Here is a 20,168-nt window from a genome sequence, read left to right as displayed (position 1 = left end):
CTTACTCCACCTTCATGCCGGTGGCCTTCACCAGCTGGCCGTAGCGCGTGTTGAGTCCGCTCAGGCGCTTGGCCGCGGCGGCACCAGCGAGGCCTTCGTGGAACAGGTCGAGGTTGGCCAGGCGCGCCTTCACATCGGGGCGCTGCAGCGCATCGCCGATGGCCTTGGCCATCTGCTGCACCAGCGCGTCGGGCGTGCTCGCGGGCGCCATCACCACATAGAGCACCTCTTGTTCGAGCGACTTCAGTCCCAGCTCGCCCACCGTGGGGATCTCCGGCGCCAGGCCCGAGCGCTGCCGGCTGGTGACGGCCAGCGCGGTGATCTTGCCGCTCTTGACGTGCGGCAGCATGCCCGGCGTGGCCAGCGTGCCGCCATCCACCTCGCCCGAGAGCACGGCCGTGACGGCCGGCGTGTTGCCGCGGTAGGGCACGTGGTTGAGCTTGTTCTTCGTGGCCTCGGCGAACACCTCCACCGCCAGGTGGCCCGGGCTGCCGCTGCCGGCCGAGCTGAAGTTCAACGCCTTGCCCTTGCTCTGCTCCACGAGTTGCGTCAGCGTCTTGATCCCGGTGGACGGGTTCACGCCGATCAGCATGCCGGACGAGGCCATCACGATCACCGGCTTGAGGTCCGAGACCTTGAAGCCCTGGTTGGGGTAGAGGTGCGGGTTGATGGTGAAGGTCGTGTCGATGCCGAACAGCAGTGTGTTGCCGTCGCCCGCGGCCTTGGCCACGTCGGCCGCGCCAATGTTGCCGGCCGCGCCGGGCTTGTTCTCGACCACGAAGCTCTGCTTCGTGGCCTCCTGCAGCACCTGCGAGACCGAGCGCGCCAGGATGTCGGACGGACCGCCCGCGGGGAAGTTGTTGACGAAGCGCACGGTCTGCGTGGGCCAGGTGGTCTGTGCGTGCAGGGCGGGGGCGGTGAAGGCGGCGGCCAGGGCCAGGCCCAGCAGCGCGCGACGGCGAGCGGTCATGTCGGGATCTCCAGGGGGGAAGGGACTGAGGCGTTCAGTCGAGCTGCACGCCGGTGGCCTTGATCGGGGCCTGCCAGCGCTTGAGGTCGGCGGCCTGCGCCGCGGCCAGTTCGGCCGCGGTGGAGCCCACCGGTTCATAGCCCAGGCCCTTGAGGCGTTCGCTCAAGGCGGGCGATTTCACCGCTGCGCTCACGGCCTGTTGCAGGCGATCGCGTGTGGCGGGGTTCAGGTGTGCGGGGCCGTACATCGCGAACCACGCGGTGGCCACCATGTCGACGCCGCTCTCCTTGAGTGTGGGCACCTCGGGCACCTGCGGGTCGCGCGTGGCGCCGGTGACGGCGATGATGCGCACCTTGCCCGCGCGGTGCAGCTCGGCGGTTTCGGAGACGACGTCGAACTTGTAGTCGATGTGGCCGCCCAGCAGTGCGGTGTTGGCCGGCCCACCACCCTGGAACGGCACGTGGTTGAGCTTTGCGCCGACCTGCTGCTCGAACAGCACACCCATGAAGTGCGGCAGCGTGCCCAGGCCTGGCGTACCGTAGGAGGCCACACCCGGTTGTGCCTTTGCCGCGGCCACCATGTCGGCCACGTTCTTCGCCTTGCTCGCCGGCCCGGCCACCACGCCGAACTGGAAGTTGGCGATCAGCGAGATCGGGGTGAAGTCGGTCACCGCGTCGTAGTCGAGCTTCTTGTAGACGTGCGGGAACAGCACCATCGGCCCGCTGGGCAGCACGATCACGGTCTGCCCGTCGGGCGCGGCGCGCTTGACCTGCTGCAGTGCGATGCGACCGCCTGCACCGGGCTTGTTCTCCACCACCACCGGGTCGTACTGGCCGCGCAGTTGCTCGCCGATGAGGCGCGCCAGCGTGTCGGCCGAGCCGCCGGGCGGAAAGCCCACCACGATCTTGAGCGGGGTCTTGTCCTGCGCGTGCGCGCCCAGGGCAAAGGCGCCCAGCAGGGCAGCGTGGATGAGGCGGCGGGTGAGGGCCATGGCGTGTCTCCGGCTGGTTGAGGGGCGAGGTGTTTCCCCCGCTGGAGCTGGCCATGCTAGGCATTCACAATGGATTGCAGAAATCAATCATTGCGGGGGATAACCCTGATGCCTGCCGACACCGATGCGCGCGCGCCGCGCGACACCCTGCTCCATCCCGGGCAGCAGGCCGAGTTCCTGCTCTACCGGCTCTACCGAATCCACATCACCGCCGGCCGACAGGTGGTGCAGCTGTGCGAGAGCCTGCACGGACTCACGCGGCGCGAATGGCGCGTGCTGTCCTTCCTGGCCGAGAACGAGGGCGTGCTGTCGTCCGAGCTGGCCGAGCGCGCCATGCTCGATCGCGCGCGCACCTCGCGCACGCTGACGCTGCTGGCCGAGAAGAGGCTGATCGAGCGCCGCCCGAAACCCAACGACCGGCGCGAGGTGCAGATGTACCTGAGCGAGGCGGGCCACCGTGTGCACGACGATCTCTTTCCGCGCATCCGTGCGATCAACCAGGCGCTGGTGGAGGGGTTGTCGCTTCAGGAGCGCCACGCACTCGATCACATGGTGGGGGCCATACAGGCCAAGGCCGACACGCTGCTGGACGGCGCAGCACCGCTGGCGCGGGACAACCCCGACGACGAGCCCTGACACCGCGTCGCCGGAGGTCGTCTGGAAGGCGCCTGCGGCGGCGAGAACCGGTACCCACGCCGATCTCGTTGAGCAACCACAGTGGCCGCGCCGGGTCGGCCTCGATCTTGTTGCGCAGGTTGCCCATGTGCAAGCGCACGCAGCGTGGGTTGCCGGCGTTTGCCGGCCCCGGGAGCTCCAGCAGCAACTGGCGGTGCGTTTGTCAGCCGAAGCAGCGTCAGGCCAATGTTGTTCTCGTGCTCGGCAGTGCCCTGATGACGCTCAACGAACCGGGCAGCCCCGACATCCGGGCCTATGCGCCGGCTGGACAGCAGCGCCGTGCAGGCATCCAATGCGGGTCGGCCGTTCGATGGAACGGCGGCCGGTCTGCGAGGGTCGTCGTGCACTTTGTGACGCCTCACATGGGCAATCTCCTGACGGGGCCGCTCCAAGGGTGGCCGGGCGTTCTGGCGGGTGAGTTCATGCCCACCTACTGGTACGCGCCGTCGGTGCGCGCCATCGTGAAGGCGAGCTTCACCAGCCCCTGTCGGGGCACGTCTCACGTCGAACTGGTGAAGGCCGAGCTCCAGCCCTGACGACCCGATCAACGAGGAAAAAACCCATGAGCGTTTCGAGCCAGCTGACCGTGCACAGCCTTGCGGTGCGCGCCGTGCACGTGCCCATGCGCCTGCCGTTGCAGACCAGCAGCGGCACGATCCGCGTGGCGCCGCTGTGCCTGATCGACCTGCGCACCGAGGAAGGCGTGGTCGGCCACACCTACCTGTTCTGCTACACGCCGCTGGTGCTCAAGCCCGTGTGCGAGCTGCTCATGAACCTGGATCCCCTGCTGCGCGGCGTGTCGGCCGCACCGCTGGAGATCAACCGTCTGCTGCGCGCGCGTTTCCGGCTGCTGGGCGACAGCGGTATCGTCGGTATGGCTCTGGCCGGTATCGATATGGCGGCCTGGGACGCACTGGCCCGCGCCGAGGGCCGCCCGCTGGCGCGCGCGCTGGGGGCCGACGTGATGGCCATTCCCGCCTACAACAGCTGCGGCCTGGGCCTCATCGGCCCCGAGGCCGCGCCGGCCGAGGCCGAGGCGCTGGTGGCCGAGGGCTTCTCCGCGATCAAGGTGCGGTTGGGCTACCCCGACCTCGCCACCGACCTGCGCGTGGTGCGCGCCGTGAAGGCCGCCATCGGCCCGGATGTGTACCTGATGTCGGACTACAACCAGGGCCTGAGCGTGCCGGAGGCTGAGCGGCGCGTGCTGGTGCTGGCGGACGAAGGCCTCACCTGGATCGAGGAACCCTGCCTGGCGCACGACTACGCGGGGTGTGCGCGCGTGCGTGCGCGCTCGACATGCCCGATCCAGATCGGCGAAAACTGGTGGGGGCCGCGCGAGATGGCCGACAGCCTGGCCGCGGGGGCGTCGGACCTCGGCATGCCGGACGCGATGAAGATCGGCGGCGTGAGCGGCTGGCTGCAGGCCGCGGCGCTGGCCGAGGCGGCGGGCCTGCCGCTCTCGACGCACCTGTTCCCGGAGGTAAGCGTGCACCTGATGGCGGCCACGCCGACGCGGCACTGGCTCGAATATGTCGACTGGGCCTCACCGGTGCTGGCCGAGCCGGTGCGGGTGCGCGACGGCAAGGTCAGCGTGCCCGATCGCGCGGGCACGGGCATCGAATGGGACGAGGCGGCGGTGGCGCGGTGCCTGGCGCCGTGAGGGCGCGGGCCGCCACCCGGCCGCACACCTGAAGGCCCTTGGTCAGGCGACTTGCGGGTTGCTGTGCGGCGGCTTGCCGAACCGCTGGATCAGCCAGTGGCCCGCCAGGGTCAGCGCCAGCAGCAGCGCCAGGCCCAGGCCCCAGAACACCCAGACCAGCGGCGACAGCCAGGACACGAGACCCCCGATGCCCGGCATCAGCGCGGCAAGCCCCTCGAAGGCGGCGCTGATGCTTTGCTGCAGGGCGGCCCAGGCGGCCGGGTCGAACCAGGGCGCCAGCCAGACGGGCATGGCCATCGTCGCAGCGGCGTTGCCGATGTTGCCGGCGGCCCCGGATGCAAGGCCTTGTGCGGACCACTGCACCACCTGGGCCAGCAGCGCGGCGCCGCCGGTCCACAGCGCGGCCAACAGAACGAAGCCACCCCACAGCGCGAATTTCACGATCAGACTCCCGATGGTTGTTGCAACGCGCTGTCGATCCCGCGGGACAAGCTGAGGTTCCCGGTGGCCGCCTCAGCGCTTCGGCGTATGCCGCACCATCACTGCCACCAGGGTCACCACGGTGATCGGCACCACGAAGCTGAGCATGGCCGTGCTGAAGGCGCCAAGCGCGGCGTGCTGCTGGGCGGCTAGGATCAGGTAGGCCACGTAGGCGATGTAGTAACCCAGGAAGATGGCGCCCTCCCAGCGCGCGATCTCGCGGCCGGTCATGAACACCGGCAGGCAGGCCAGGGCCACGGCCAGCATGACCCAGATGTCGAAGGCCATCACGGAGGCGGGCACCTGCAGGCCGGCGCCGCCGGCCACCAGGCCGGAGATGCCCAGGCAGCCCAGGATGTTGAAGGTGTTGCTACCGACCACGTTGCCCACGGCCAGGTCGCGCTCGCCCTTGACGGCGGCCATGATCGACGTGGCCACCTCGGGCATCGAGGTGCCCAGCGCCACCACGGTCAGGCCGATCACCAGCTCGGACAGGCCCAGGTGCTGCGCGAACACCACCGCCGATCGCACCAGCCCCTCGGCGCCCAGCACCAGCAGCGCAAGACCGACCACGATGAGGGCGATCTGCGCGGGCAGTTTCGAATCCCAGGCACCGGCCGCTGCCGGTTGCAGCTCGGCCTCATAGTCGCCCTGGGTATCACGGCTTTCGCGGCGCGACTGCACCACCAGGAACACGGTGTAGGCCACCATGGCCGCGGTGAGCATGGCGGCTTCGTACCAGCTCACGCGGCCGTCCAGCGCGAACAGCACCAGCAGCAGCGCCGCACCAATCATGATGGGCACCTCCTGGCGGATGAGTTGCACGTGCACCACCAGCGGTGTGATGAGGGCCGAGATGCCCAGGATGAAGAGCACGTTGAGCACGTTGCTGCCCACCACATTGCCGATGGCGATATCGGTCTGGCCACTGGACACCGCCCCCACCGACACCGCCAGCTCGGGCGAGCTGGTGCCGAAGGCCACGATGGTGAGCCCCACCACCAGGGGTGACAGGCCGAACGACAGCGCGAGCTTCGAGGCGCCGCGCACCAGCAACTCGGCGCCAGCGATGAGGCCGGCCAGGCCGGCGATAAAGAGCAGCAGGGTCATGGTGAGTTCGGAGGCGGTGGAGGGCCATGCGATCCTGCCACAGCCGGCCCGCGCACCCAAGCCCGCGCGGGAGCCCAGGCTCAGCGCGTGCAGGCCACCCTGCGCCAGACCGCCTGCGGCGCCTCCACGGCGCCGCCGCGCCAGGCCACCACCTGGTCCGGCCGCACGAGCAGCAGCGCATCGCCCAGCACCTCGCGCGCCTCGGGTTCGTCGCACAGGCGCAGCTTGACGTCGATCCCCGCCTGCGTGCCAGCGGCCACCAGCGCCTGCGCCGCAGCGCGTCGCGTGCCCGGCGCCAGCACGGTCCATTCGAAGCCGAGTTCGTCGTACAGCGAGCGCTCGCCGCCCAGCCACACGTGCGGCAGGCGTCCGCCCGGGCAGGTGCTGGGCTGGTAGTCGTTGGCGCTGTCGGGCGGGGGCGTGCCGCCATCGCCCGCGATCACCGGTGAGCCGTCGTAGCGCTCGCCGAAGGTCACGCCGGGAATGTTGAATTCGCGGCGCACGTGGTCGTCGAGCACGGTGCTGGCGTGCGCGCGCAGCGCGTCGCCCGCGGGGCCCTCGGCTTCGAGTGCGGGTGTGGTGTGGAACCCGCCGATCGAATCCGCAAAGCCGCGCGCGTAGCCGGTGTTGCGCACGCCTATGGGGCGCCGCTCGCTGTCGTAGCTGTCGAGCAACTCGGGGCGCGCGTGGCCACGCAGCACGCTGGCGAGCTTCCAGCCCAGATTGACCGCGTCGCCCACGGCCGTGTTGTAGCCCAGGCCACCGGTGGGCGTGAACAGGTGCGCCGCATCGCCCGCGATGAACACGCGGCCTTGCTGATAGCGCTCGGCCACCAGCGAGTGGCCGGCGATCCAGGTGCCGGTGGACAGCACCTCGATCGGGACGGCCATGCCGCTGGCCTGCGCGAACAGGCGTTTCGCGTCCTCATGCGTCCAGCCGGACGGGTCCTCATCGGGGTGCACCGCGGCGTGGAAGGCGAACTCGCCGCGCCCGTCCACCGAGGCCATGAACACGCGGCGTTCGGGGTTCACGCTCACATACATCCAGGCGCGGTCGTGCGGCAACTGTTGGTAGAAGGTGGGTGCACGCAGGTACACCGCAAACATGCGCCCGCCCATGAACTGGCGCTGCACGCCGGTGGCCCCGCTGTACGAGACACCCAGCGCCTGGCGCACCGTGCTGCGCGCGCCGTCGGCGCCGACCAGGTAGCGCGCGCGCACCGTCACCGGCGGACCTTTGCCGTCGGCCGGGGCCAGGCGCGCGTTCACGCCGTCGGCGTCCTGCTCGAAGTCGAGCAGCTTCCAGCCGAAGGCCACCGGCCGGCCGGTGCGCGCCTCGGCGTGCTTGCGCAGCACGGCCTCCACGAACTTCTGCGACACGCGGTGCGGCAGCTCGGCCGCGTTCCACGCGCCGCGCAGGGCGCGCACGTGTTCGGTGGCCTGCGCCGCGGTGGGCAGGCGCAGGCGGGCCAGTTCGTGCGTGGCAAACCGCGTGAAGTACGCGATGTCGGTCGGGTGGTCAGCGGGCAGGCCGAGTGCGCGAATCTCCTGCGCGATGCCGATGCGCCGGAAGTGCTCCATGGTGCGCGCTTGCGTCGCGTTGGCCTGCGGGTTGAAGGCCGTGGTCGCTTTCGGGTCCGCCAGCAGGCAGCCGATGCCGCGCAGCCCGAGCTCGTTGGCCAGCATCAGGCCGCACGGGCCGGCACCGGCGACCAGCACGTCCACTTCGAGGACCGTCCCCTGGCGCTGTGCGTCCTGCAATTCCTTCACGTGATCTCCTGCCTGTTTCGGGCGATGTTTGCCAGATTGGACCGCCATCCTCGCGTCCATGGCGCGGAATTGGCCCCCTGAAAAACACTTTTCCATGCCCATAATGGCAGGCTGCCCTGGTAACTGGTTGCGCACGCAACCACACCTGCCGGCCCTTGCTGACAGCCCCGGCGCCGCTCCCCTGGACGGCCCTGCACACCGGATGCCTCTGTCACATCGGGCCACGCGCCGGGCGCTCTTTGGAGGAAAACCCATGCAACTCTTCGTCTCGGCCGGGCTGATCCTGGCCATTGTTCTTTGGGGCGTCATCTCACCGGCCTCGCTCGGCTCGGTGTTCGACACCCTGCTTGCCGTCATCACGCGTGACTTCGGCTGGTTCTACCTGTGGGTGGTGCTCGGTCTGGTGGTGATGGCCCTGGTCCTGGCCTTCAGCCGTTATGGTGACCTCAAGCTCGGTGCTGAAGACGATGAACCCGAGTTCTCCATCGGCGCCTGGTTCGCGATGCTGTTCGCCGCCGGGATGGGCATCGGCCTGGTGTTCTGGGGCGTGGCCGAACCGATCTCGCACTACGGCGCACCCCCGCCGGGCATCACGGCCAACACACCCGAGGCCGCCAACGCGGCCATGCGTTACAGCTTCTTCCACTGGGGCTTGCACCCCTGGGCGGTGTACAGCATCGTCGCGCTGGCGATCGCCTTCTTCCAGTTCCGCAAGGGTGGCTCGGCGCTCGTGAGCACGGCTGTTCAGTCGCTGCCGTGGTCGTGGGCGCGCGGCCTGGGGCCGGTGGTCAACGTGCTCGCGGTCATCGCCACCGCGTTCGGTGTGGCGGCCTCACTGGGCATGGGTGCCCTGCAGATCAACAGCGGCCTCGCGGCCGTGGCGGGCGTACCGGTGGGCAATGCCTGGCAGGTCGGCATCATCGTGGTCACCACACTGCTGTTCCTCGCGTCGGCCGTCACTGGCGTCACACGCGGCATCAAGTGGCTCTCCACCTTCAACCTGATCGTCGCCGCCCTGCTGGCGCTCGCGATCTTCGTGCTCGGCCCCACGGTGGCCATCATCGACACCTTCACCACCACGCTGGGCAGCTACGTGAGCGAGTTCGTGCGCATGAGCCTGCGCATGACGCCGTTTCGCGACAGCGGCTGGGTGGGCGGCTGGACGGTCTTCTACTGGGCCTGGTGGGTGAGCTGGTCGCCCTTCGTGGGTTTGTTCATCGCGCGCGTCTCGCGCGGACGCACCATTCGCGAGTTCATCCTGGGCACGGTGCTGGCGCCCTCGCTCGCGGCCTTCGTGTGGTTCTCGGTCTTTGGCGGAACGGCCTTGACGCTGGAGATCATGCAGGGCGCACCGATCGCTGAGGCGGTGTCCGCCGACGTATCGACCGCACTGTTCGCGATGTTCGAGGCACTGCCTCTGGGCGCGATCATGGCCGCCGTGGCCACGGTGCTGGTGTTGGTGTTCTTCGTCACCTCGGGTGACTCGGCCGTGCTGGTGCTCGGCATGATGAGCTCGGGCGGCCAGCCGAACCCGGGCGCGCGCGTGAAGATCGTCTGGGGTGTGCTGGTCTCGGGCATTGCCATTTCGTTGCTGCTGGCCGGCGGTCTCAAGGCGGTGCAGACGGCCACCATCGTGTTCGCGTTGCCGTTTGCGCTTGTGATCGTGCTCATGGCGGTGGCGCTGTGGCGCGGTGTGCGCGACGACTGGGCCGAAGAGAACCGCCGCGAGCGCGCGCTGCGTCGCCGCATGCGCGAAATGGTCGACACGCCCAAGGTTTGACGCCAGGGCGATGGTGATGACGGCAGAGATCGCGCTCGCTTTCGGCAAGAGCTTCCTGTTTGTTTTTGCCGCGCTGCTGCCCATCCTCAACCCGGCGGCGACCGCGCCGATCTTTCTCGGTCTCACCGAAGGTGCTTCGGCGCGCACGCGGGCCATGCTGGCGCGCAAGATCGCACGCAACATGTTCGCACTCATGCTGGGCAGCATGCTGGTGGGTTCGCACGTGCTGGCTTTCTTCGGCATCTCGCTGCCCATCGTGCGCGTGGGCGGCGGGCTCATCCTCGCAGCCACGGCGTGGCGGCTGCTCACGGCCACCCAATCCACAGCCGACAGCCGCACCGAGCTCGCCGAGGCGTTCACGCCCGAGATGGCCCGTCGCCAGGCCTTCTATCCGCTGACCTTTCCGATCAGCTGCGGGCCGGGTTCGATTGCCGCCGCGATCACCGTGGGCGTGTCGCTCAGCCATGAGCGCGTCACGCTGGCACTGGCCAACATCGGCGGCGGCGTGATCGCGTTGCTGGCCATCGGCGTGCTGCTGTACCTGGCTTTCCGCTACGCCGATCATCTGCTGCGCCCGCTGGGCGAGGCGGGCGCCATCATCTTCCTGCGCCTGTCGGCATTCATCCTGCTCTGCCTGGGGGTGCAGATTGTCTGGGACGGTGTGAGCGAGTTGTTGCGCAGCCTGCCCCTGGGTTGAGGGATTTCGTCACCGCGGCGGTTCGCATGGCCCGATACTCGGGGCATGTCCTCCACCTTTTTCTGCCGCGGCACTTCATGACGACACGCACGCGCCTGCTCCCGTTGCTGGTGTTGTGCCTGTCGGTGCTGGCCGCGGCGCTGCTGTGGTGGCAGGCAGGGCGCGCACAGGCACAGCTGCGCGCGCAGGTGCTGGCCGAGTCCGAGCGCAGCGCGGTGCACCTGGCCGACGCCATGGCCGGTCAGGTCGAAGGACTGGTGAGCCTGCTCGATCTGGAACTGCTCTATCTGCGCCGCGAATGGCTGCAGATGCCCGTGAGCTTCGGCGCCACCGCGCTGAATGTGCTGTCGGTGATGCCGCCCGGGTTCGTGACCCATGTGTCGATCGCGGACGCGCAGGGCCGCATCGTCTACAACAGCCTGGGCCGCGACGACGGCACCACGGTCCTGGACCGCGCGCATTTCCAGGCCCTGCGCGACGGCGGCGACCGGCTGTTCATCGGCCAGCCGGTGCGCTCGCGCCTGGCGGACCAATGGGTGGTGATGGTCGCGCGGCCCCTGCTGGTCAATGATGCCTTCGCCGGCACGGTGCAGCTGGCCGTGTCCACCGACTTCCTGGCGCGCCGGCTGGCGGCGTTGAACCTGTCATCGCTGGACGTGGTGGCATTGGTGGACGCGACCGGTGCGTTCCTGGCGCGAAGCACGGGCAATGAGGCGGCCATGGGTCAGGTGCTGCCCGCCGACCGGCCGTTCCTCGTGCAACCAGCGCAGCGCAACGGCAGCTTCCACGTGAGCGGCCAGGTGGACGGCACGCCGCGCGCCTACGGCTGGCATCGTGTGGGCGCGCGCGGCCTGGTGGTGGCGGTCGGGCTGGCCGACGCCGGCGTGCTGGCGCCGCTGGAGCCTGCCATCGCCCGTGGGCGCCTCCTGACAGGGGTCTTCTCGCTGGTGCTTCTGCTCGGCGGCGCGGGCCTGGCGTGGTTGTTGGCGCGCGTGGTGCGCAGCGAGGCGCAGAACGCAGCCGCGCAGTCCATGCGCCAACGCCTGTTCGACAACTCCCAGGTCCCCATGGTGGTGCTTGACCCGGTCAGCTTCACACTCATCGAATGCAACGACGCTGCGGTGCGTGCCTATGGCTTTGCCGACCGCGCGAGCACGCTCGGGCGCAACGCGATGGACGTCTCGGCGCCCGTGCAGCGCGATGGCAGACCGTCCGTGGTGGCTGGTCGTCACTGGGTGGGTCGTGCGCTCAAGGAAGGCTCGGCGGTGTTCGAGTGGCTGCACCAGCGCCCCGACGGCACGCAATGGGACGCCGAGGTGCATCTGGTGGGTTTCGATACCGACGGCCGTCAGTTGCTGCAGTTCACACTGCTGGACATCACCGCGCGGCGGCGCGCCGAGGCCGCGCTCAAGGCGAGCGAGGCTCGGTTGAAGGACGCGCAGCGCATCGCCTCGGTGGGGAGCTGGGAGATCGACCTGCGCAGCAACACCACCACCTGGACCGACGAGCTCTACCGCATCATCGAAATCGACCCCGTGGGGCAGCCTGCGTCCTACGAGGTGTTCATCGAGCGCGTGCACCCCGACGACCGCGCTGCCGTCAATCGCGCCTACCGCATCGCGGTCGATGCGCAGACACCGCACCAGGTGGTGCACCGGCTGGTGATGCCCGACGGCCGCGTGAAGCACGTGCGCCACAGCGCGGTTACCGAGTTCGATGGAGACACTGCGGTGCGCAGCGTGGGCACGGTGCAGGACATCACCGCCATGCACGAGGCCGAGGAGGCGCTGCGCGATCTCAACGAGGCGCTGGAGGACCGCGTGGCCGAGCGCACGCGCGAGCTCTCGATGCTCAACCGCGAACTCGAATCCTTCGCCTACAGCGTCTCGCACGACCTGCGCACGCCGCTGCGCAGCATCAATGGCTACGCCAGTCTGCTGGCCGAGGATCTGCAGGAGCGCCTCGATCCGGTCACGCGCAGCCACCTCGATCGCATCCGCCAGGCGGCCAACCGCATGGGTCAGCTCATCGACGCGCTGCTGGCGCTCTCGCGCGTGAACCGCGCCGAGCTGTATCCCGAATGGGTGGATTTGTCGGCGCTGGCGCGCGGCATCGCCAGCGACCTGAGCACCAGCGAGCCCGATCGCGCGGTGCAGTGGGTCATCGCCGACGGCCTGCGTGCCTGGGGCGATGTCGCATTGCTGCAGATCGTGCTGCAGAACCTGCTGGGCAATGCCTGGAAATACACGCGCCGCACCGAGCATGCCGAGATCCGCTTCGAGGCCATTCCCGCGCCCGAAGGAGGCACGGCCTTTTGCGTGGCTGACAACGGCGCCGGTTTCGACATGCAGTTCGCCGCGCAGTTGTTCGAGCCCTTCAAGCGGTTGCACGCGCCCAGCGAGTTCGAGGGCACGGGCGTCGGCCTGGCCACGGTGCAGCGTGTGCTGGAGCGCCACGGCGGCTGGATCCGCGGCGAAGGCGAACCCGGGCGCGGCGCGCGCCTGCGCTTCGGCCTGCCGTCGCCGCAGTAAGCGCCCGCCCGCTCAGCGCGCCAGCGGCGGACCGAGTTCGGTGCCGGGGTCGAACGTGCCGCGTTCGCCCAGCGCGTCGCGGTGCGCGCCCAGCCAGCCATCGGCCGCCCCCCGGCCCTGCTCGAACAGCCGCTGCAGGAACGCCGGATCGGTGCGCTGCTTGCTGCCCGCGCCCAGGGCGGCGAGTGCCTCGCCACCGTCCACCCGGTGCAGCCGCAACCGAGCCACGCGCCGCAGCACCGGGTTGCGCAGGCGCCGCGCGGCCCAGCCCTCGGCCGCCAGCAGCTGCTTGAGCAGGCCGAGGGAGCGCAGCTCCTTGAGCAGACTGGCGTTGAAAGTCACTTCGTTGATGCGGTCGAGAATGTCGCTCGCGCGCATGGGCAGGGTCTCGCGCTCGGCGGGGTTGATCTGCACGATCAGCAGGTCGTCGGCCGGGCTGTCGATCACCAGTGGCAGCAGCGAGGGATTGCCCGCATAGCCGCCGTCCCAGTAGGCCTCGCCGTCGATGTCCACCGCCTGGAACAGCAGCGGCAGGCAAGCCGAGGCCAGCACCACGTCGGCGCTGAGTTCGTGCTGGTCGAACACGCGCAGCTCGCCGGTGCGCACGCGCGTTGCGGCAATGAACAGGCGCGTCCTGGTGCAGCCGCGCACCCGCTCGAAATCCACCGTGTCGAGCAGGATGCGCCGCAGCGGGTTGAGGTTGAGCGGGTTGAACTGGTAAGGCGAGGCCTGCGCGCCCAGCCATTGCTGGGTGGCGCGCAGTGGCGCCAGCCAGGGTGCTGCCCAGGCACTGGCCGGGTCGAGCCACGGTGCGACGGGCGCGGCGGCCACGCTGCCAAAGGGCGAGAGCTCGCCCACGCGCGTCCAGAAACGGCGCAGCGCGGCACGCGCGCCCTCGCGACCGCCTTCCATCAGGCCGGCGGCCAGCGCCACCGCGTTCATCGCGCCCGCGCTGGTACCGCTCACGCCGGCGATCTCCAGGCCTTCGTCCTCGAGCAGGCGGTCCAGCACGCCCCAGGTGAAGGCGCCGTGCGAGCCACCGCCTTGCAGCGCCAGGTCGATGCGGAGGATGGGGGGCTTGCGGTTGGCCATGCGTGCATTGTTGCACTGCAGCATGACGATCTGGCGCCCACCGGTCACCCTCCGGCGAACGGCGACAATCCCGGCCTCCATGCGCGACGAGCAGCCCGCCTCCCCCGACCCGACCCCGCCCGAGGACGCGCTCGCGCGCGAAGCCCTGGCCCTGGCCGCTTTCGACCACGTGGTGGGGCGCGCGCCGGGCTTTCGCGCCCGCGAGGGCCAGCGCGAGATGGCGGCTTTCATCGCTGAAACCCTGGCGGGTGTGAAGCTGGGCGACGACAGCGTGTCCGGCGAGGCGGGTCGACCGGACCGTGGCATTGCGGTGGTGCAGGCCGGCACCGGCGTCGGCAAGTCGGCGGCCTACGCGGCCACGGTCATCCCGCTCGCGCTCGCGCAGGACAAACGCGTGCTCATCAGCACCGCCACCGTGGCGCTGCAGGAGCAACTCATCGCCAAGGACCTGCCCGCGCTCGCGGCGCTGCTGCCGCAGCCTTTCCATTTCGCGCTCGCCAAGGGCCGCGGGCGCTATGTGTGCCGCCTCAAGCTCGACCAACTGGCCGCGGGCGAGGACGCTGGCGCCGATCTGTTCGATGGCGAGGGCGGCGGCAAGCCCCTGGGGGACGCGGCCCAGCGCACCCAGCAGTACGCGCAGTGGACCATGGCGCTCGACCAGGGCGACTGGGACGGCGACCGCGACCGCCTGGCCGAGCCGCCCGAGCCCGCGTTGTGGGCGCCCGTGGCCGCCGAGCGCCACACCTGCACCGCGCGCCATTGCCCGGCCTACAACGGCTGCAGCTACTACCAGGCGCGCAACCGGCTCGCGCATGCACAGGTCATCGTGGTCAACCACGACCTGTTGCTCTCCACCCTGGGCCTGCACGCGCTGCCCAAGCCGCAGGACTGCTACGTCGTGCTCGACGAGGCGCACCACCTGCCCGACGTGGCGCAAGGCCAGTTCACCGCGCACATGGACCTCATGCACACCACCTGGCTCGATCGCCTGCCCAAGGCTTTCGACGAGGTGGCCAAGGCGATCACGCACGCGCACGGGGTGGACTTGAACGAACACGCGCGCGGCGCGCGTGCTGCGTTGACCGATCTGGCGCGTCTGGGCATGGCCGCGGTGGGCCCCGCCGTGCGCGACCTCGCATCGGAGTCGCCCCCGCTCACGCACCGCTTCGAAGGCGGCGCGCTGCCCACCGATTGGCACGAACCGCTCGCCGCGCTGCAGCTGCACGCGGGGGTGCTGCTCAAGCTGGCCGAGGCGCTGGCCGTGCAACTGCGCGCCAACGCGCGCGAGAACCCGGGCGAGGCAACGCGAAGCGCCGAGCACTACGCGCGCATCGGCCGCTTCGCCCCCCGCCTGCAAAGCCTGCACGAAACCGCCAGCCTGTGGCTGCAGGCGGCCGAGTCCGGGGCACCGCCGCTGGCCAAGTGGTTGCAGGCCGGCGTGATGCACGGCATGGTCACCTTGAGCGCGCACGCCTGCCCGCTGCAACCGGGCAGCCTGCTGCACCACCACCTGTGGCGGCACGTGCGTGGCGCGGTCGTCACCTCGGCCTCACTGGTCACCTGTGGTGGTTTCGATCACTTCCTGCACGAGGCCGGCCTGGCCTGGGACGCGGCCACCACCACGCGCGCCGTGCAAAGCCCGTTCGACCACGCGAAGCAGGGCCGGCTGGTGGTGGTGCAGACCGCGGCCGACCCGAAGGACGTGGACGGCTACACGCGCGAGATGCTGGATCTGCTGATGACCGACCTGCGGCAGGTGACACGCGGCGCGCTGGTGCTGTTCACCTCGCGTGTGCAGATGCGCGCTGCCATCGCCTTGCTGGAGCGCGGCGCCAACACCGACCTGCGCGAGCGCGTGCTGGTGCAGGGCGAGGCCTCGCGCACGGTGCTGCTCAAGCGCCACGCGCAACGCGTGGCCGACGGCGAGGCCTCCATCCTGTTCGGCCTGCAATCCTTCGGTGAGGGCCTGGACCTGCCGGGTGAGCTCTGCGAATGGGTGTTCATCACCAAGCTGCCTTTTGCATCGCCCAGCGACCCGGTGGGCCAGGCGCGCGCCGACTGGCTCAAGGCCCAGGGCCGGGACCCGTTCAGCGAGCTCGTGGTGCCCGCCACCGGTGCCCGCCTGCTGCAGTGGACCGGCCGCGCCCTGCGCACCGAGACCGACGAGGCCACCGTGATCTGTTACGACGCGCGGCTGCTGCGGCAGGGCTATGGCCGGCGCATGTTGCAAGGCCTGCCCCCGTACCGGCTGCAGCGCAGGCAGGGGCAGCAGACGGTCGACGTCTGAGTCAGTGCACCGACACGCCTGGCGGGGTCAGCCGTTCACCCCACATCCGACGCCAGATCCATGTCAGGCCGGCCCGCAGATCGCCGCGTTCGCCCACCAGGTGAGCCGCGCGCCCGCCGTTGGCCCGCTCGGCCACGCTGCCCAGGTCGAAGCGAAACACGTAGCTTGGCTCCTGCCCCATGCGCAGGTCGGTGACGAACAGGCGCCCGTGGCGCTCGTCCACCTTGTAGAAGCCGTGGCTGAAGGCAGCGATGCGACGCAGGCCTTCGACATCGGCGTGGCGCTGCGCGATGTCGGTCCCGCGGTCGTATTGCCGCCAGTGGATCTCGGCCGAATCGTCCAGCAGCGAGTGATGTCCTTCGTGGTAGCTGGTGCTTCCCACGGCCACCAGGCGCCAGAGCACGGTGTTGAAGGGCGCCGGTGTGACCAGCAGTTGATTGACCTCGATGCCCTGCTGACGCAGCGATTCGCGTGCCACCTGGGCCACGTGCTGCTGTGCGAGCACGCTCCACACCAGGTAAGCGCTGCTCAGCAACAGGCCAAGGGCGTTGGCCTTGAATCCCACGCGGGATGAGGCCGCCAATGCCATGCCCACGCCGATCAACAGCGGTACGGTATAGCCCGGATCGATGATGAAGACGCTGCCCACGCCGTAGGGATGGTTGGTGAAGGGCAGCAGCAGTTGCGTGCCGTACACCGTCATCGCATCGAGCAACGGGTGGGTGATCAGGACGAGCCACAGCGCAAGCCACCAGCGCTTGAACAGCGCGGCCTCGCCGTGCAGGCGGCTCACCAGCCAGGCCATCAGCGGCGCGAAGAGCGTGAGGTAGAACAGCGCGTGCGACTCGCCCCGGTGCAGCACCATGTTCAACACGGCGTCGCCGTGGTCGATGAGGGCGTCGAGATCGGGCAGGGTGCCGGCGACGGCGCCCCACAGCGCCGATTTCCACACCGCGGTGCGCCGGCCCATGGTGGCCACGGCCACGGCCGAGCCCAGGGCGATCTGTGTCAGGGAATCCATGGGCCGCGAGCGTAGCCGCGGCGCTTCAGGCCTGCACGACGATGGGGAATGTGGCCTGCAGGCCGTCGGCCGCGGTGGTGAATGGCACGGTGATCAGCGCGCGGTCGGCCTCGCTCAGGCGGCGCCAGAGGAAGTCGCGCTCGTTGCCCGGATCCCCCTGCACGTAGAGCTGGGTGGTGAGCAGTTCCTGGCGGTCCAGCTTGACCTTGACGTGGATGTGCGGCGTGCGCCCGCCGTACTGCACCGGGCGGATGGTGCGGAAGCGGTAGCGGCCCTCGCGGTCGGCCAGCACGCGGCCGAAACCCTGGAATGCGGGGTCGGCGCGGTTGCCGTCACCGGGGTGGTGGTAGCGGCCGGCCTCGTCGCACTGCCAGATCTCGACAGCAGCGCCGTCGATCGCGCGGCCGTCGAGATCGACCACGGTGCCCTGGACCCAGCAGGCCTGGCCGCGGGCGTAGCGGGCCTGGCCGTTGCGCAGCAGGTCGGCGTCGTGGTCGACCGGGATCTCGACCGGATAGAACGGGCCTTCGGTCTGGCTCGGCGTGCGGCGCAAGGCCTTGCCCTGGGCCAGGGCGGGGCGCAGCCAGGCGGGAGCGGCCAGGGCCGCGGCGGCGCCCATCAGCAAGGTGCGACGTCGTGGCAGGCGCGGGTGCGAGGTGTGTGACATGGCCACTTCGAAGCAGGCGCGCCGGCGGAGTTCCGCGGGAGCGGGTCAGCCCGACTCGCGGCTGGAGGACATCCAGGCGAGCAGCGAGGAGCGCATGGCCTCCTCGACCGACATGTCGATCGGCGTGACCCAGTCGCGGGGCACGAAGACCGTGTAACCCCCGATCATGTAGCCCATGGGGAGGTAGACAGCCACCTGATCCAGTTCACCGAGCGCCCCCGGCAGGTCGCCGAAGGACTGGCGCGTGACCAGGCCGACGATGGACATGTCCTGCCCCGGCGCGCGCAGCAGCACCACCTGCTGTTGCGGCTCGCCTTTGTCGTGCGGCGCGAAGTAGTCGGCGAAGTTCTTGAGCGATGTGTAGATGCTCTTGACCACCGGCAGGTTGGTGAAGGGCAGCTCCAGCCACGAGAGCAGGCGCGCCACCGCGGGCTGCGACACCAGCACGCCGAGGCCGAGAATCAGCCCCGCGACGATCAGGATGCCCAGGCCGGGCAGGTAGAAGTCGCCGATGAAGGGGCGGATCAGACGCAGCGCGAGCGACTCCGTCCACACCACCAGCAGGTAGAAGGTGTAGACGGTGAGCGCCAGCGGCAGGAAGGTGATCAGGCCGCGCAGGAAGTACTGGGTGATTCGCGATTTCATGGGCGCAGCGAGAATAGCAGCCGGCGGTGTATGCCCGTGTGTTCCGACGGGCGGTTCTTGCAAGCGCGGCTCCCCGGCCGCAGGTGCACCCGGTGTCCACCACCGCCATCGGAACTCACGTGAGCCTGTCCGCTCTGTCACCCATGAACGCATTTGCCGATTTGCTGGGCCGTCTGGGCCGCACCGTCCTGCGCCTGGCGCTGGCGCTGGCCGCGGCGGTCTTCCTCTTGAGCCTGCTGCTGGCCTCCTTGCTGGTGGTGCTCGGGGTGTCGTTGTGGTCGCTGATCACCGGGCGAAAGCCGGCACCGGCGGTGCTGTTCGCCCGCATGCGCGAGCGCTCGCAGCGCTACGCACAAGGTGCCTGGCGTGGCGACGCGCAGGGCACCCGCGGGGCCGCGCGTGGGGATGTGGTCGACGTCGAGGCGCGCGAAATCGAGGACGTGGGCGGCCCGCGCCGGCCCTGAGTCAACCTTGAGGCTTGCGCGCGAGCGCGGCCTCGTACAACAGGTTGCGCGGCGCGCCACTGATCTGCGCCGCGAGCTTCACCGCCGTTTTCAGCGGCAATTCGCCCAGCAGCGCGTCGAGCACGCGCAGCGCACCGGCGTTCACCTCGTCCTCCCCGGCCGCCACCGGTGCTGTTGCGTGCACCAGCAACGCAAACTCGCCGCGCGTGCGCTGCGGGTGGGCGGCCAGCCAGTCGGGCAGCCGTGCGGCGGGCAGGGTGTCCACTTCCTCGAACTGCTTGGTCAGTTCGCGCCCGACCGTGACCTGCCGCTCGCCGAGGTGGGTCGCCAGTGCCTGTGCCAGTGCCTCGATGCGGTGGGGCGCCTCCAGCAGCACGTTCGCCTCGGGCGAGGCGGCCAGGGCCTGCAGAGCGCGCTCGCGCTCGGCGCCCTTGGGCGGCAGAAAGCCCGCAAAACGCCAGCGGCCCCCACCCTGCACCTCGCCGGCCACGCTCAGCAGGGCGGTGACGCTGCTGGCGCCAGGCAGCGGCACGCAACGCAGCCCGGCCGCGCGCACCTCGGCCACCAACCGCGCGCCAGGATCGCTCACGCCCGGCGTGCCGGCATCGCTCGCATAGACCACACGCTGCCCCTCGCGCAAGCGCTCGATCACCGCCTGCGCGGCCTCGCGTTCGTTGTGCTCGTGCGCCGCGATCAATGGCTTGTGCAGCCCATAGCCCTGCAGCAGGGCGGCCGTGTGGCGCGTGTCTTCGCAGGCCACGGCGTCGGCCAGGTCGAGCACGTGCAGGGCGCGCAGCGTGATGTCAGCGCGGTTGCCGATAGGGGTAGCCAGTATGTAGAGCGCGCCCTGCGGACAATGCTGCGCCCCCGCGGCCAGGCGCGCGGCGGCGAGCAGTTCGATCGATTGGAGAGACACGTGTGGGGCGATGAGAAGCGGGCAACGGCGTCGGCGGTGGGTCGACAGGCCGAGGACGTGGCGCTGGCCTTGCTGCGCGGGCAGGGCATGCACCTGGTGATGCGCAACTTCCGCACACCGGGGCGCGGTGGCGGCGAGATCGACCTGATTATGCGGGAGCCCGATGGCACGCTGGTGTTCGTGGAGGTGCGTCAGCGCCGCGCAGGCACGCATGGCGGCGCGGCCGCCAGCATCGGCGCCATCAAGCGCCGGCGCATCGTGCTGGCGGCGCGGCACTTTCTGGCGCGTCTGCGGTCCATGCCAAGGTGCCGCTTCGACGCGGTGCTCATCGACGGCGACAGCACACCGCAATGGCTGCCCGCGGCCTTCGACGCCGGTGAAGCGTTTTGATGCCATTTCAACCCGGGCCGGCC

At 70.0% G+C, this 20,168-nt stretch carries 19 protein-coding genes; 9 read left to right on the top strand and 10 right to left on the bottom strand.

Annotated features, from left to right (window positions below):
- Position 1: 1 nt before the first annotated feature.
- A complete protein-coding gene (locus M3149_RS05405; RefSeq protein WP_251708306.1) occupies positions 2-970 on the bottom strand; it encodes a Bug family tripartite tricarboxylate transporter substrate binding protein in 969 nt (322 codons plus the stop codon).
- 34 nt (positions 971-1,004) lie between these two features.
- Positions 1,005-1,961, bottom strand: a complete 957-nt coding sequence (locus tag M3149_RS05400; protein WP_251708305.1) for a Bug family tripartite tricarboxylate transporter substrate binding protein — start codon at positions 1,959-1,961, stop codon at positions 1,005-1,007.
- Positions 1,962-2,069: 108 nt separating this feature from the next.
- Between M3149_RS05400 and M3149_RS05395 the strand changes: the two genes are divergently transcribed.
- The 3 genes from M3149_RS05395 (at position 2,070) to M3149_RS05385 (ending at position 4,296) form a co-directional block, all read left to right on the top strand.
- Positions 2,070-2,597, top strand: a complete 528-nt coding sequence (locus M3149_RS05395; RefSeq protein WP_251708304.1) for a MarR family winged helix-turn-helix transcriptional regulator — start codon at positions 2,070-2,072, stop codon at positions 2,595-2,597.
- 125 nt (positions 2,598-2,722) lie between these two features.
- Positions 2,723-3,172, top strand: coding sequence for a hypothetical protein (locus tag M3149_RS05390; protein ID WP_251708303.1), 450 nt, complete (start codon positions 2,723-2,725; stop codon positions 3,170-3,172).
- Positions 3,173-3,198: 26 nt separating this feature from the next.
- Entirely contained in the window at positions 3,199-4,296 is a 1,098-nt protein-coding gene (locus M3149_RS05385) for an enolase C-terminal domain-like protein (protein WP_251708302.1), read from the top strand.
- A 42-nt stretch (positions 4,297-4,338) separates the two neighbouring features.
- Here the strand turns inward: M3149_RS05385 and M3149_RS05380 are convergent, their stop codons facing one another.
- The 3 genes from M3149_RS05380 to M3149_RS05370 all read right to left on the bottom strand — a co-directional run bounded on the left by M3149_RS05380 (position 4,339) and on the right by M3149_RS05370 (position 7,655).
- Positions 4,339-4,737 (bottom strand): hypothetical protein, encoded by a 399-nt coding sequence (locus tag M3149_RS05380; RefSeq protein ID WP_251708301.1) that lies wholly within the window; start codon positions 4,735-4,737, stop codon positions 4,339-4,341.
- 72 nt (positions 4,738-4,809) lie between these two features.
- Entirely contained in the window at positions 4,810-5,886 is a 1,077-nt protein-coding gene (locus M3149_RS05375) for a calcium/sodium antiporter (protein WP_251708300.1), read from the bottom strand.
- An 80-nt stretch (positions 5,887-5,966) separates the two neighbouring features.
- Entirely contained in the window at positions 5,967-7,655 is a 1,689-nt protein-coding gene (locus tag M3149_RS05370; RefSeq protein ID WP_251708299.1) for an FAD-dependent oxidoreductase, read from the bottom strand.
- A gap of 253 nt (positions 7,656-7,908) precedes the next feature.
- Here M3149_RS05370 and M3149_RS05365 point away from each other — a divergent pair, with 253 nt between their 5' ends.
- From M3149_RS05365 to M3149_RS05355, 3 genes are all read left to right on the top strand, one after another.
- The gene (locus M3149_RS05365) at positions 7,909-9,435 is read left to right on the top strand and encodes a BCCT family transporter (protein ID WP_251708298.1); all 1,527 of its coding nucleotides are present in this window, start codon (positions 7,909-7,911) and stop codon (positions 9,433-9,435) included.
- Between the two features lie 16 nt (positions 9,436-9,451).
- A complete protein-coding gene (locus M3149_RS05360) occupies positions 9,452-10,132 on the top strand; it encodes a MarC family protein (protein WP_251708297.1) in 681 nt (226 codons plus the stop codon).
- A gap of 77 nt (positions 10,133-10,209) precedes the next feature.
- Positions 10,210-12,663, top strand: coding sequence for an ATP-binding protein (locus tag M3149_RS05355; protein WP_251708296.1), 2,454 nt, complete (start codon positions 10,210-10,212; stop codon positions 12,661-12,663).
- A gap of 12 nt (positions 12,664-12,675) precedes the next feature.
- On the opposite strand, the gene M3149_RS05350 is transcribed toward M3149_RS05355, so the two are convergent.
- Positions 12,676-13,755, bottom strand: a complete 1,080-nt coding sequence (locus M3149_RS05350) for a patatin-like phospholipase family protein (protein WP_251708295.1) — start codon at positions 13,753-13,755, stop codon at positions 12,676-12,678.
- Positions 13,756-13,834: 79 nt separating this feature from the next.
- On the opposite strand from M3149_RS05350, the gene dinG reads away from it, so the two are divergent.
- Positions 13,835-16,042 carry an ATP-dependent DNA helicase DinG gene (gene dinG / locus M3149_RS05345; RefSeq protein ID WP_251708294.1) on the top strand — a complete coding sequence of 736 codons (2,208 nt, stop codon included), beginning with the start codon at positions 13,835-13,837 and terminating at the stop codon, positions 16,040-16,042.
- 1 nt (position 16,043) lies between these two features.
- Here dinG and M3149_RS05340 read toward each other — a convergent pair whose 3' ends face one another.
- The 3 genes from M3149_RS05340 to M3149_RS05330 form a co-directional block, all read right to left on the bottom strand.
- Positions 16,044-17,063 (bottom strand): metal-dependent hydrolase, encoded by a 1,020-nt coding sequence (locus M3149_RS05340; protein ID WP_251708293.1) that lies wholly within the window; start codon positions 17,061-17,063, stop codon positions 16,044-16,046.
- 25 nt (positions 17,064-17,088) lie between these two features.
- Positions 17,089-17,682 carry an intradiol ring-cleavage dioxygenase gene (locus tag M3149_RS05335; protein WP_435370729.1) on the bottom strand — a complete coding sequence of 198 codons (594 nt, stop codon included), beginning with the start codon at positions 17,680-17,682 and terminating at the stop codon, positions 17,089-17,091.
- A 93-nt stretch (positions 17,683-17,775) separates the two neighbouring features.
- Positions 17,776-18,375 carry a DUF502 domain-containing protein gene (locus tag M3149_RS05330; RefSeq protein ID WP_251708291.1) on the bottom strand — a complete coding sequence of 200 codons (600 nt, stop codon included), beginning with the start codon at positions 18,373-18,375 and terminating at the stop codon, positions 17,776-17,778.
- 143 nt (positions 18,376-18,518) lie between these two features.
- On the opposite strand from M3149_RS05330, the gene M3149_RS05325 reads away from it, so the two are divergent.
- The gene (locus tag M3149_RS05325; protein WP_251708290.1) at positions 18,519-18,839 is read left to right on the top strand and encodes a hypothetical protein; all 321 of its coding nucleotides are present in this window, start codon (positions 18,519-18,521) and stop codon (positions 18,837-18,839) included.
- Between the two features lies 1 nt (position 18,840).
- Here the strand turns inward: M3149_RS05325 and rsmI are convergent, their stop codons facing one another.
- Positions 18,841-19,755: a 16S rRNA (cytidine(1402)-2'-O)-methyltransferase gene (gene rsmI / locus M3149_RS05320; RefSeq protein WP_251708289.1), complete on the bottom strand. Its 915-nt coding sequence runs from the start codon at positions 19,753-19,755 to the stop codon at positions 18,841-18,843.
- On the opposite strand from rsmI, the gene M3149_RS05315 reads away from it, so the two are divergent.
- Positions 19,696-20,145 carry a YraN family protein gene (locus M3149_RS05315; RefSeq protein WP_435370728.1) on the top strand — a complete coding sequence of 150 codons (450 nt, stop codon included), beginning with the start codon at positions 19,696-19,698 and terminating at the stop codon, positions 20,143-20,145. The two genes, rsmI and M3149_RS05315, sit on opposite strands and share 60 nt — an antisense overlap.
- Positions 20,146-20,168 lie beyond the last annotated feature (23 nt).

The sequence above is a fragment of the Hydrogenophaga intermedia genome (assembly GCF_023715105.1).
Classification (GTDB): domain Bacteria; phylum Pseudomonadota; class Gammaproteobacteria; order Burkholderiales; family Burkholderiaceae_C; genus Hydrogenophaga; species Hydrogenophaga intermedia_A.
This window is presented reverse-complemented; position numbering and strand designations above follow the sequence as displayed.